The sequence below is a fragment of the Microcoleus sp. D3_18a_C4 genome (assembly GCF_036702415.1).
Classification (GTDB): domain Bacteria; phylum Cyanobacteriota; class Cyanobacteriia; order Cyanobacteriales; family Microcoleaceae; genus Microcoleus.
Genome location: NZ_JAUBTI010000053.1, coordinates 19,961 through 32,313, shown reverse-complemented (window position 1 = coordinate 32,313; position 12,353 = coordinate 19,961). Strand labels below are relative to the sequence as shown.

10 protein-coding genes are annotated in these 12,353 nt (G+C 46.3%); 7 read left to right on the top strand and 3 right to left on the bottom strand.

What is annotated here, in order from left to right:
* Positions 1 to 997, top strand: a 997-nt coding sequence (locus tag QUB16_RS21110; protein ID WP_333319085.1) for a DALR anticodon-binding domain-containing protein, incomplete at its 5' end; no start/stop codon positions are given.
* A gap of 534 nt (positions 998 to 1,531) precedes the next feature.
* Positions 1,532 to 3,064, top strand: a complete 1,533-nt coding sequence (locus QUB16_RS21105; protein ID WP_333319084.1) for an MFS transporter — start codon at positions 1,532 to 1,534, stop codon at positions 3,062 to 3,064.
* A 492-nt stretch (positions 3,065 to 3,556) separates the two neighbouring features.
* On the opposite strand, the gene QUB16_RS21100 is transcribed toward QUB16_RS21105, so the two are convergent.
* The 3 genes from QUB16_RS21100 to QUB16_RS21090 all read right to left on the bottom strand — a co-directional run bounded on the left by QUB16_RS21100 (position 3,557) and on the right by QUB16_RS21090 (position 7,049).
* A complete protein-coding gene (locus tag QUB16_RS21100; protein WP_333319082.1) occupies positions 3,557 to 4,717 on the bottom strand; it encodes an ATP-binding protein in 1,161 nt (386 codons plus the stop codon).
* Positions 4,714 to 5,085 (bottom strand): response regulator, encoded by a 372-nt coding sequence (locus tag QUB16_RS21095; protein ID WP_333319080.1) that lies wholly within the window; start codon positions 5,083 to 5,085, stop codon positions 4,714 to 4,716. The genes QUB16_RS21100 and QUB16_RS21095 overlap by 4 nt, the downstream gene beginning before the upstream one ends.
* 500 nt (positions 5,086 to 5,585) lie before the next feature.
* Complete coding sequence (locus tag QUB16_RS21090; RefSeq protein ID WP_333319078.1) at positions 5,586 to 7,049, bottom strand: ATPase domain-containing protein; 1,464 nt, start codon at positions 7,047 to 7,049, stop codon at positions 5,586 to 5,588.
* A 96-nt stretch (positions 7,050 to 7,145) separates the two neighbouring features.
* Between QUB16_RS21090 and QUB16_RS21085 the strand changes: the two genes are divergently transcribed.
* From QUB16_RS21085 to QUB16_RS21065, 5 genes are all read left to right on the top strand, one after another.
* Positions 7,146 to 8,606: an FAD-binding oxidoreductase gene (locus QUB16_RS21085; protein WP_333319076.1), complete on the top strand. Its 1,461-nt coding sequence runs from the start codon at positions 7,146 to 7,148 to the stop codon at positions 8,604 to 8,606.
* 321 nt (positions 8,607 to 8,927) lie between these two features.
* A complete protein-coding gene (locus QUB16_RS21080) occupies positions 8,928 to 10,337 on the top strand; it encodes a heterodisulfide reductase-related iron-sulfur binding cluster (RefSeq protein WP_333319074.1) in 1,410 nt (469 codons plus the stop codon).
* A 150-nt stretch (positions 10,338 to 10,487) separates the two neighbouring features.
* Positions 10,488 to 11,540, top strand: a complete 1,053-nt coding sequence (locus tag QUB16_RS21075) for a WG repeat-containing protein (protein ID WP_333319072.1) — start codon at positions 10,488 to 10,490, stop codon at positions 11,538 to 11,540.
* Entirely contained in the window at positions 11,522 to 11,662 is a 141-nt protein-coding gene (locus QUB16_RS21070) for a hypothetical protein (RefSeq protein ID WP_333319070.1), read from the top strand. Before QUB16_RS21075 ends, QUB16_RS21070 begins: the two co-directional genes overlap by 19 nt.
* On the top strand, positions 11,656 to 12,351 hold the full coding sequence (locus tag QUB16_RS21065) for a Uma2 family endonuclease (protein WP_333319069.1): 696 nt from the start codon (positions 11,656 to 11,658) through the stop codon (positions 12,349 to 12,351). Before QUB16_RS21070 ends, QUB16_RS21065 begins: the two co-directional genes overlap by 7 nt.
* Positions 12,352 to 12,353: the final 2 nt, after the last annotated feature.

Here is a 12,353-nt window from a genome sequence, read left to right as displayed (position 1 = left end):
TCTTAAATCTTGCACCATTCTCAAGAACGGGCAAGATGCCCGTTCCACAAAAGATGAATTTTATTGTGGAACAGGCATCTTGCCTGTTCCTAAACAAGTAATTGAGAATGGTGCAATATTTCCATTAAATCTTAAATCTTGCACCATTCTCAAGAACGGGCAAGATGCCCGTTCCACAAAAGATGAATTTTATTGTGGAACAGGCAAGATGCCTGTTCCTAAACAAGTAATTGAGAATGGTGCAATATTTCCATTAAATCGGAGTAAAGATAGCGCGCGGGTGCTGTACGTGTCTGCGATCGCCCTGAAATTGGCTAAAACTTGGCAGCAGACACCGCAGACAATCGCGGCACAGTTGGCCGAAACACTCGAACCGCTGTGCTACCCGGATTTCGCCGTTAAAGTCGCGCCGGGGGGAATTATCGAGATGGAGTTGACTGATGCAGGTTTAGCCGTCTGGTTGCAGCGTTTAGCTCAAACGAACCTCCCACTTCCAAAATCTCGAATATTATCTCCTGTTGTGTCAGCCGATCGACTGTTTCCGATTCAGTACAGCCACGCGCGCTGCTGTTCCCTGCTGCGAATGGCCCACCGCGATCGCATAATTTCGATCGCGCAGCCGGATGTCGCTACAGCGCCGCAAATTTGGTCGCTGGCGAGTCCAAATCCTATCCCTTGGATTGACGAGGGCGATCGACTGCGGTTAGTGCATCCAGCAGAACGCCGTTTAATATCGCAACTGTTAACAGTGCTAGACAATTTATATCCTACTTTTGAGGTGAAAAACCGCGAAAAACCTGTCAATTATTTCAAGTTAGCCAATAGTTTGAGCGAAGCATTTCAGATTTTTTACAGCCAGTGCCGAATTTGGGGAGAAGTTAAAATCGAACAGCCAAAACTCGCCCAAGCTCGATTGGGTTTAATATTAGCCACTCAATCTTTGCTGCGATTTATCCTAGAAGAGTTCTTGAACGCCCTTGCTCCTTTAGAACTTTGATTTGGTTCTCATTTTTAGCAACCTTTATTCATACTAAGAGGTTGGTTTCCGAAACTTACCTTGACTTATTCCCTCTGAAAATATCTCTATTTTATCTGGTTCACCCTGAAGCACCAAGTAAGCTACTGTCGCCTAGGAAATTTATAAAAACTTAGCTATTTATGGATTAATTATTAATAAGGCACTTAATAATTATTCTCTAATTTGGGCATTCTTATTTTCTCTAATTTATTTAAGTAATCTTTCTTTTTGCTTTTTAGAGCGATAACTTTTAGCTCAATACGGTTCAGTTAAGCTCGATCCCCCCTTAGCTTGCCCCCTACTCCCCCTTCTCAAGGGGAGTAGGGGGTGGGATAAGAACTTACTCTTGCGTCCCCCTTAAGAAGGGGGATGCTGCAAGGGATCTCGCCCGGAATAAATAGTTTTAACAACCGTATTGATTTTTAGCTTGCATCTATGGCTGTATTCCTTAAAATACTTAATCTTATATTATACAATTAAGCTGCGTAGCAGCTCATCTATTGGCTATCCAGTATGCTCGAAACACAAGAAGAAGATAACACCTTAGTGGGAACGAATCCTCTCCCTCTTCAGGAAATCCAAGAGGATATAGCCTTATTAGAGACGGTACTTCTGACCAATCCGCCTCTAAAACTTTCCAAACCGGAAACTCGGTTAAGCCTCAGATCGCTAACTTTGGAGAGTGTCTTCGCTACGCTTTTTTACAGCATCATCGGTGGCGCGTTGCTCAGTAATTTCTTGCTGGATTTGGGGGCTGGCCCAGTCGAAATTGGTATGCTCGCCTCCATTCCTCAACTGGTAAATCTGCTCCAACCGTTCGGAGCTTATATAGGAGACCGACTGCAGAGCCGCCACTGGTATTCCATCTGGATTTTCGGACTGTCGCGACTGCTGTGGCTGATTATCGTGCCAGCCATTTGGTTGGGAGGCTCATTTCAGCTCGCTGGACATCAGCTAGTGCAGTTGACATTGGCAATCATCTGGGTAACTCAAGTCTTAGAATCTTTAGGTCGTGCTTCCTTCTTGAGCTGGTTGGCGGTTTTAGTACCTCAGCGGTTGCGCGGGCGGTATTTTGGCTTTCGCAATAGTGCTGTCAGCTTGACGAATCTCATTGGTGTGCCGTTGCTGGCTCTAGTGGTATCGAACTGGCCCGGTGGAAGGCTCCAAGGTTACAGTGCCATCTTGGTTTTAGGAATTGTGCTTGGCATCATCAGTCTAGGTTGTCAGTTCTTTATGACCGATGTGAATCCAAAGCTTCTACACGTCACGCATTCAGATAGAGGCGAAAAATCATCCATAGGGACAATTTTTAGCTTTCTCAAGGAAGCCAATTTTTTAAAGTTTTTGCTTTACTCTGCTGTATGGAGCTTTGCCGTTAACGTCAGCGCGCCCTTTTTTAACCTCTATCTGCTGGATAACCTAAGTATAGATGTCAGTGTGGTAACGCTCTACAACAGCTTAGGAGCGGGTGCTAACTTACTGATGCTGGTTTTTTGGGGCAAACTGGCTGACCGGGTTGGGAACCGCCCGATCATGATAGTAGTGGGAATCTTGGTGGCTCTGACCCCTCTGCTCTGGCTAGAAGCTGGAACGTCTCCAATTTTCCTATGGGTGTGGTTCCCGCTGTTGCACATCATCGGCGGTGCAACGTGGGCGGCGATCGACTTGTGCAGTGGTAATCTCATGATGTCGGTGACACCACTGTTGAATCAGTCCATATACTTTGCGATCGCGGCCGCGGTTCCTGGTGTCACTGGGGCAATGGGAATCACCCTTGGTGGCTTTATCGCCACTTTGACCAATCTCGGTGGCTTGCCAGGGGTGTTTGCCCTCTCAGCCGTCTTACGAGTGGCGGCTCTCCTGCCCTTAGTTTTTGTTGGCGAGCAGCGTTCTGTGTCTTTGGGTAAGTTTTGGCTGCTCTTGTTGCCAGCTTGGTGGAGAAGAGTGCCAATTGAACCTGGAGACATCAGGTTTCAACCATTAATAGTGGAACAGTTGGACTCTGGGTCTGAAAGCTCAGGCGATCGATCTTCAACGGTGGATTGATTTTACGGCACAAGAGTATAAGACGCCGGCAGCAACCAACTCTCTAACTACTCGCTCATTAAAAAGAGTCCGACAATAATTCATAAAAGAGTTGATCGACCATTTTTAAACTGTTAAAATACTCATCAGATCATCTAAGATGTGACGGTGGTTTTGCCCCTTTTTTTCAGAAATATAAAGTCGGGAATATCGGGATAAGTTTTGTATAGTATCTAATTATTTCTGGGTGCGTTCAACATTTTTTACGAGGCCGATCGAGCTTTGACGAACGATCGCCAATTCTCCCGCTCGTCGATCGCTCCTGGAACGACGATGCTCAATTTCATCAGTTGACCAGCGGCTGTTAATGGTTCTTCACATTCTGGCGTTGTAAAATAGCGAGAGTTTTATTCAGTTTTTTGAGGATACATCTCAGGGTCACACTACCACGTATAGCCTCACCCGGCGGTCAAATTCATCGATGAATATCCCAATATAATGCCTGCATCTAGTTTAAGGCGTTGCAGGCGAGATTTGATTTTTTCCAGGTTGTGCGATCGGCAGCGTTACTGTAAATGTACTGCCGACGCCTTCTTCACTGATCAAAGTAATTTCGCCACCGTGCAAGTCCACGCATTTTTTAACAATGCTCAGCCCCAGTCCAGTACCGGGAATTCGACCGACATTTTTAGCCCGGTAAAAGGAATCAAACAGCCGTCCTTGGTCTGCGACAGGTATGCCAATTCCTGCATCCTGTACCGAAAAAATAGCCTCGGTTTCAGTAACTTTTAATTCAAAGATGACTTCGGTATTAGGGGGAGAATACTTAATAGCATTTGAGAGCAAATTGCCCAGAATGCGCCTGAGCAAGCTTACCTCCAAAGACGCCATCGCCGATTGACTGTGATTCACAAAAATCAGCGTCACCCGATCAGCTTGAGGTTTCAACTTCAGGCTGCTCTGAAATTCCACTACCAACTCATTACAAAACTTTGCTAAGTCTAGCGGTAGCAAGCAAAACCCGGCTTGTCCTGACTCAACACGCCCCAGCAGCAAAACATCATCTAATAACAAATCTATGCCTTTTGCCGCTGCTTGAGTTTTGTCTAGAAGTTCTTGTTTTTTCTCATCTGTTAATGTCAACTTGTACTTGCTAAGAAGTTGCGTAGTGCCGATGATGAAATTCAAAGGATTGCGAACATCATGGGCAATCATGTACAGCAAAGATGTTTTCATCTCATTGAGTTCTTGGGCTGTTTGCAAAGTGCGATCGAGTTGGTCGTGCGACAATTTGAGAGTTAAAGACAACTGGCGCGATCGCAGCAAAATCTCCACCCGCGCTTGCAATTCAATCTTCTCGATCGGAGCGATAATCAAATCGTCAATACTTTGCCAAATAAATTGCGTTGCCATCCCTACATCCGAGCGGGATGTAATCAAAAGGAAAGGCAAGCATACCGGGTGTTCTGCCTGTTTTTGGGCGGCAACCCATTGCCAGTGGCGTTTCAGGGCAAGACCGTCAATTATCGCCAGGTCAAAAGATTGATTAAATGGTAAAAAATCCTCACTATTTTCTGTTGAGTTTGGCAACAATACCTCATAGTAAACTGCTAGCCATTCTAATAACAATCGGCGATTTTCTTTCTGTTCGACAAGCAATAAAATTTGACTCACGCACGTTCTCCTAGCAAGCTGTGCACAATTCCCAGCAAATCTCTAACGATCAAAGGTTTTACCAACATATTCCGAGCCCCGTGGCAGAGGCTTTCGTGCTGAATGGCAGCGCTTTGTTTGGGCGAGAGTATCAAAAAAGGAATTTGGTGATTTCGCAGTTGTTCGCAGCAGTCCCAAATCCGGCCATCGAAACCAGAAATATCTACTAAAGCCATCCCGATCCTAGCAGGCTGACTGATAGCTTGTGCAACATCTTCAAAGTTATAAGCCGCGATCATCTGGTATCCTTCTTTGTTGAGAAACTGTGCTAAAAGTTCCAAGTTGCGCTGATTGCGGTCTACGGCTAAAATTATTGAGTTGCCAGTCATTTATCAGCTTCCTGTGAATAAGGTTTAGCTTGCTTTTCGGCGAGCTATTAAAAGTAGTAAAATACACAATTTTAGCTCTTGTAGGGACACTCCAAAAGCCCAAGGAGTGTCAACTTAAGGTACAACTCATAATCCGGCAGGGGTTGAAACCCCTGCCTAATAGCTGAAGTCTTCGCTATGAGGACTGATGAGTTTTCAGTCCTCATAGCGAGGACTTGAGCTTTGAGGCAGGGAATTCATTCCCTGCCGGACTATCGGTTTAACGTGTTTGTTGTCACTCCTTGGACACGGCGCCGTGTCTAACCGGTACTCGCTCGATATCGGGGTGTACTTCATAAACATGGAATCTGCTATATTTAACTTTTCCAAGACTGAGGCTCCTGGGCGCAGGTGCGGTGTGCGAACTACTGCTAGTGGTGAGGTGCGCCCCCTACTCATTAGTAGATTCACGGCTGCAAAATTAGCTGCACTTGCCCAGAAACAGCAGGACAAACCCCGATTCAATCTTCCTCCGCTCCCCCCTCACTCCACACCGGCGCCGAACCCAAAATGCCGCGCAGCCCCCGTATCGGTTTGCTGACTTTGATGCCGTAGCGAGTAATTTCGAGTTCTCGCAGAGTTCTCTCGAAATTGCTGACTCGTTTTTTAATTACTCCGATCGCCTTGCGAATTTCTGTCCTATTATGCAGTTGGCGTTCCAGATAGCGTATAAACAGAAGATTATCCGCCAAATAGCTAATTCCGATCTCGGTCAGCCGAAAATCTCCGCTAATGGCTTCTACCTCATTAATCAAGATAACGGTGACTCCCATATTCTTCAGATACTTACACAAAGCGTGCAAATTGTTCACCAAATCTTGCCCCTGCATCGAAAGCTGATAGCCAGAAATACTGTCAAGCATCACAATCCGCGTCTTTTGCTGCTCCACCTCCTTGCGAACCATACAGGCAAACTGATCCGGCGAGTACAGCAAAGGTTCCACGGGTATCACCGAAAGACTTCCTTGCCCCATCATCGCCCCAACCGGGATGTTAACTGATTCACAGCGCTGCAGCAGAGTAGAAGTTGACTCCTCAAAAATGTAAACTACCGATCGCTCCCCCCTTCCTGCAGCTTCCTTCATAAACTGAACCCCCACCGTCGTTTTACCAACGCCGCTAGGCCCGCTAATCACCGTCACAGTCCCCCGTTCCAGTCCCCCGTGCAGTAGTTCGTCAATTTCTGGAACCCCAGAAGAAATCGTTTCCGCAACAAAATCCTGTTGATAGTTGTCTGGAAGCAGTCGCGGAAATACCTCCATACCAGCCTGAGTCAGGCGCAGCGAATGGCGGCCGCTGCGGAAGTTAGAGCCTCGCAGCTTGGTGACAGACAGGGCGCGTCCTTCAGGGCGCAGTTCCAAGTAAATTACCCCGTCGCTGATGAATTGCAAATCGTCATCGGGAGCACTTGAAGTGCCTTCGGAGGTAAACACCACCGTCGCCCCCCCTTCCACCAAAAACCGCAGAAAAGACAGAACTTGCTTGCGAAACTGAAACTCATCCGCAGCTAAGTAGCGAAATTGAGTGATTGCGTCCAAAAACACCCGTTGTGGCTTGACAGCTTCGACTCGCTCGATAATCTTTTGTGTAGTCGGTTCTCGCTCCACCTCGGAGGCGGAAAAAATGTCATAAGTCTGAACTTGGGTAAAAAATTCTGAGGATGGGCTCAAATCGAGGAACGGCATCGCTTCGATGTCAAAACCGAGCCATTGAGCATTGGCGCGCAGTTGGGCTTCCGGTTCTCCTAAAGTAATGAACAGGGGTTTTTCTCCCAAAGCCACACCTGCGGTCAAAAAGTGAAAGCCCAGTGTAGTCTTCCCAGTACCGGGGCCGCCGCGCACCAAATAAGAGCGTTGAGGAATTAGGCCACCGCCAATCACTTCGTTGAGACCGGTAATTCCCAGAGAAATTCGGTTTTGAGACATTTGTTTCTTCATGTTTTGAATATCGGGCCCGTATTAATATTTAATGGTTTTAGGCAGTGTTTTGATAATTTTTTTACCGGGCGTCTCATAACCTTCATGAAATCTTTTTCTACCGAAAATTACGTTAGCACACAAGAATTAGAAAGTATTGTCGGCACTGCTGGCATCTGTCTGCAACAGTACACAGAGGTATTTTGGCAAGAACGAGTAGAAAAAGCAGTTGCCCCCGACACGAAAATAGATTGTACCGTTTACCCCCATACTCAGGAAGAACTGGCGGCTGTCATTGCTTGGGCCGGGCAAAATCGCTTTGCAGTCTTGCCTTGTGGCAGTGGCAGCAAACTCGATTGGGGCGGTTTAGTTAAATTAGACTCCGATCCCCCCCAGCCCAGGGCGGGCACGGGGGCACCGCCCCTACAAAGGGGGGAGAATTCACTCAAAGTCCCCCTTCTTAAGGGGGATTTAGGGGGATCTCCGGGTTTGAAAACACGCCCAAATCCCCCGGATGCAGCGGGGCTTGTGGCTGTCAGCACTTCGCGCCTCAATCGACTTGTACAACACGCTGTGGGCGATTTAACCGTGACTGCGGAAGCGGGAATGAAGTTTGCGGATTTGCAACAAATTTTAGCTGCAGCAGGTCAATTTTTGCCGATCGATCCAGCATATCCGCAACAGGCAACTTTGGGCGGCATTGTCGCTACTGCTGATGCGGGTTCCTTGCGGCATCGCTATCGGGGGGTGAGAGATTTGCTATTGGGAATTACCTTTGTGCGATCGGACGGTAAAATTGCGGTAGCCGGAGGTCGAGTTGTTAAAAATGTCGCCGGTTACGACTTGATGAAACTGTTTACTGGTGCTTACGGCACATTGGGCGTCATCAGTCAAGTAACTTTCCGAGTTTATCCGCTGCCGGAATCATCGGGAACCGTAGTGCTGACAGGGGAAATTAATGCTTTGTCCCAAACGGCTCAAATCTTATTATCCTCTGCTTTGACACCAAGTGCCGTTGATTTGCTGTCACCTGAATTAGTCGCAAAATTAGGCTTAGGAAAGGGCACGGGATTAATCGTCAGATTTCAAAGTATCGCCCCAAGTGTTAAACAACAATCAGCCCGCTTGCTGGAAGTTGGCGAAAAGTTGGGTTTGCAAGGCACTAGCTGCTGCGAAAATGATGAGCATCAGTTATGGCAAAGATTGCCAGAAACAATGTGGGATTCTGGCACAAAGTCGGCAATTATTTGCAAAATAGGAATCAGACCGTCGGAAGCTGTAAGGGCAATTAACGAATTGCCGGTACAGGACGCTTGGATTCATGCAGGCAGCGGTTTGGGGGTTTTGCGGTTTGAGACTGCGACTGCAGACACGCTGTTGCAGGTACGCAGAGGGTGCGAAGCGAAAGGCGGTTTTCTGACTGTTTTAGCAGCGCCGACCGACCTCAAGCAACAGTTAGATGTTTGGGGCTATACTGGAAGTGCGATCGATTTAATGCGGCGGATTAAACAGCAGTTTGACCCGGAAAATCTTTTGAGTCCCGATCGTTTTATAAGGGGTATTTAGTTTAAAGTTTGTAGTCAGGAGTTCGGTCTTTCTTGAATCCCGGTCTAATTCATTTGTGAACCAGATTTGTTTTTTAATGAACCGCGAAGGCGCGAAGACCGCGAAGGAAGAGAAAAGAAGAGAAGTTTTGGTTGGGACGTTTAGGACATTCTTAATTGCACTTTATCCATGCGGTCGATTGCTTCTGACTTCTCTCCTAGATAACTAAACTTTTTTTCTTATTCCTTCTTTCTTCTTCCGACTTCCATCGGACTGACATCCGTTACATCCGTTACATCCGTTACATCCGTTACATAATCCGTTGCCGAACTTCTTCTATATATGCAAACTTCCGAAAAATCTCAATTTCCCAGCGACGATTTAAGACCGGCCAAAGAAAGTAATTTTCTAGCACAAAATCCCCACTTAGAAACCCTCGAAATCCCAGGTTTCGACGCTAACAATCCGCCCGATCCGAAATTAATCGATACTTGCGTACACTGCGGCTTTTGTTTGTCAACTTGTCCGAGTTATCGCGTACTTGGCAAAGAAATGGATTCGCCCAGAGGCCGCATTTATTTAATGGATGCAATTAACGAAGGCGACGCACCTTTAAACGAAGCAACCTCACAGCATTTTGATACTTGTTTGGGCTGTTTGGCCTGCGTTACAACTTGCCCTTCAGGAGTTCAATACGACAAATTAATTTCCGCCACTCGCCACCAAGTTACTAGAAATCAGGAACGCACTTTTTCCGACAATGTAATTCGTACTCTGATTTTTAATCTCTTCCCTTATCCTCACAGATTGCGGCCTTTGCTTGTACCCCTGTTTATTTATCAAAAATTAGGACTGCCAAAACTTGTCCGCAAAACAGGTTTGCTGAAAAAAGTCTTTCCCCGCTTGGCGGCGATGGAATCAATTTTGCCGAAAGTTACTGTTGATTCTTTCCGGGATAATTTACCAGAGGTAATTCCGGCACAAGGGGAGAAACGCTATCGAGTCGGCGTGATTTTAGGCTGCGTGCAGCGGCTGTTATTTTCGCCAGTTAATGAAGCTACGGTGCGAGTTTTGACGGCTAACGGTTGCGAGGTTGTGGTTCCTAAAAGTCAGGGATGCTGTGCTGCTTTGCCGGAACACCAAGGGCAAGCCCAACAGGCGAAAGCTTTGGCGAGACAAATGATTGATAGCTTTGAAAATACTGGTGTTGATTTTGTGATTATCAACGCTGCTGGGTGCGGCCACACTTTGAAAGAATACGGTCACATTTTAGCAGATGACCCGCAATATCGGGAGAAAGCTGAAAAATTTGCTGCTAATGTTAAGGACGTGCAAGAGTTTTTGGCAAGTGCGGGAATTACGGCGAAACTCAATCCTTTGATTGAGGGAGATTTGACAATTGTTTATCAGGATGCTTGTCATTTGTTGCACGGGCAAAAGATTAGTTTGCAGCCGCGTCAGTTGCTGCAACAAATCCCTGGGGTGAAGTTAAAAGAACCGATTGATGCGGCTTTGTGCTGCGGGAGTGCGGGGGTTTACAATATGCTTCAGCCGGAGATTGCTGATGAATTGGGAGTGCAAAAGGTGGAGAATTTGCTCAATACTGGGGCGGAGTTGATTGCTTCTTCTAATCCGGGTTGTTCTTTGCAAATTAAGAAGCATTTGGAGTTGCAGGGAAAGGCAGTTACTTTGATGCACCCGATCGAGCTTTTGGATTATTCGATTCGCGGGGTGAAGTTGCTGAGGAAGTAGTTTTGTAGGGCGGGCGGTGTCTGCCCTATTTTCGCTGCTGAATGAGATTTTTTTTAATGCACCGCAGAGGGCGCAGAGGGCGCAGAGGAAGAGAAAAGAGAGCAAGAGGAATAGGAATAGGCTATTGTATTGAGAAATGGATCGGGAAAAATGAAAAGAGTTATTTCTAGCTTTTTCTGTCTGGCTGTTTCGGGTTCAACTTTTTCGCAGCAGGAGTCAACAGCAGCTTTGTATCGCCCCCAGCCGTTTGTTCAAGCGTCAATTTCATCTTCATCGTCGGAAGAGAAGCAAGAGTCGATCTCGCTTTTTCCAATTGTTCGCAATAAAAAGTACGGCTTTATTGACAAGACAGGCAAGATCGTTATCGAACCCCAATATGAGTTTACTTGGGGCTTTACCGAAGGTCTGGCAGTAGTCGTAATCGATTCTAAGTGGGGTTTTATCGACAAGACAGGGAAGATTGTTATCCCCCCACAGTTTGATGAAGTTTGGGACTTTTCGGAAGGGCTGGCCAAGGTAAAGTTAACAAATGGTTCCAAATGGGGCTATATCGACAAAACAGGGAAAATATTAATAAAGCCTCAATTTGATGATGCTAAAGATTTTTCTGAAGGGCTGGCAAGGGTAAAGATTGGCTCGAAATACGGGTATATAGACAAGGTGGGGAAAATAGCGATCGCAATCGAATTGAATGATGCTTACGATTTCTCTGAAGGGCTGGCTCAAGTGCAAGTTGATGACAGAGTTGTCTTTATAGACAAGATGGGTAAAATAGTTATTTCTGAAAACTTTGATGTTGCTATGGACTTCTCTGAAGGGTTAGCCGCAGTTGAGATTGACGGCAAGATGGGCTATATCGACAAAACAGGAAAGTTTGTTATCCCTCAGCAGTTTAAAGATGCTTTGGAGTTTTCTGAAGGGCTGGCATCTATAAAGATTGGTGATAATTGGGGCTATATCGACAAAACAGGAAAGATGGTAATCTCACCACAGTTTGACGAGACTAAAAATTTCTCTGAAGGGCTGGCATCTGTAAAAATTGGTGACAAGTGGGGCTATATTGACAAAACGGGAAAAATAGTAATCTCGCCACAGTTTGATTTGGGCTGGGAATTCTTAGAAGGGCTGGCTGCAGTGGAGATTGAAGATTTGCAAGGCTATATTGACAAGATCGGAAAGTTTGTTTGGAAGCCGACAAAGTGAGGAATTTACCTAAAAGCGATCGCACTTCTCACCTTTCCCACAAGCTCGATCGCACTTCTGACATTTCCCACAAGCTAAAATTAAATTCAACAGTCCCTAACCCCGGACAACAGTTATGGTAACTCAACTCAAGTCTCCTCAAAAACCTGATGTAATTTACCCCGACAGCGACGGTCTACCGATGTCAGACAATACTAAACAATTTCGCTGGATACTCATCATCCAACAAAATTTAGCGTGGCTATTTGCGGACGACCCGAATGTATTTGTCGCCGGAAATTTGCTGTGGTATCCTGTTGAAGGAGATAACAAAACTTCTATCGGCCCGGATGTGATGGTAGTATTGGGCAGACCGCAAGGAGATAGGGGTTCTTACAAGCAGTGGGAAGAAGAAAATATCGCGCCGCAAGTAGTGTTTGAAATTCTTTCTCCCGGTAACAGGCTAACAGAAATGAATAAAAAACAGGTATTTTACGATCGCCACGGGGTAGAGGAATATTACCTGTACGACCCGGAACGCAACGATTTTAGCGGTTGGATGCGTTCGCAGGGGCGTTTGGACGTAATTGATGCGATCGAAAATTGGGTCAGCCCCAGACTCGGAATTCGCTTTGATTTGTCGGGTGAAGAGTTACAAATTTATCGCCCTGACGGCGAACCGTTTACAAGTTATGAGGAGGTTTCTCGCAGCTTGGAACAAGCCGAACAGCGGGCAGAACAAGAACGACTGCGGGCAGAACAAGCCGAACAGCGGGCTGCTGTACTGGCAGAAAGACTGCGATCGATGGGAATTGACCCGGAACAATTGTAAAC

What these genes read in the sequence shown, in the direction of transcription:
- QUB16_RS21105 (WP_333319084.1), top strand. Translation starts at nt 1,532, where the DNA reads ATGCTCGAAACACAAGAAGAAGATAACACCTTAGTGGGAACGAATCCT.
- QUB16_RS21095 (WP_333319080.1), bottom strand. Translation starts at nt 5,085, where the DNA reads ATGACTGGCAACTCAATAATTTTAGCCGTAGACCGCAATCAGCGCAAC.
- QUB16_RS21090 (WP_333319078.1), bottom strand. Translation starts at nt 7,049, where the DNA reads ATGTCTCAAAACCGAATTTCTCTGGGAATTACCGGTCTCAACGAAGTG.
- QUB16_RS21085 (WP_333319076.1), top strand. Translation starts at nt 7,146, where the DNA reads ATGAAATCTTTTTCTACCGAAAATTACGTTAGCACACAAGAATTAGAA.
- QUB16_RS21080 (WP_333319074.1), top strand. Translation starts at nt 8,928, where the DNA reads ATGCAAACTTCCGAAAAATCTCAATTTCCCAGCGACGATTTAAGACCG.
- QUB16_RS21075 (WP_333319072.1), top strand. Translation starts at nt 10,488, where the DNA reads ATGAAAAGAGTTATTTCTAGCTTTTTCTGTCTGGCTGTTTCGGGTTCA.
- QUB16_RS21065 (WP_333319069.1), top strand. Translation starts at nt 11,656, where the DNA reads ATGGTAACTCAACTCAAGTCTCCTCAAAAACCTGATGTAATTTACCCC.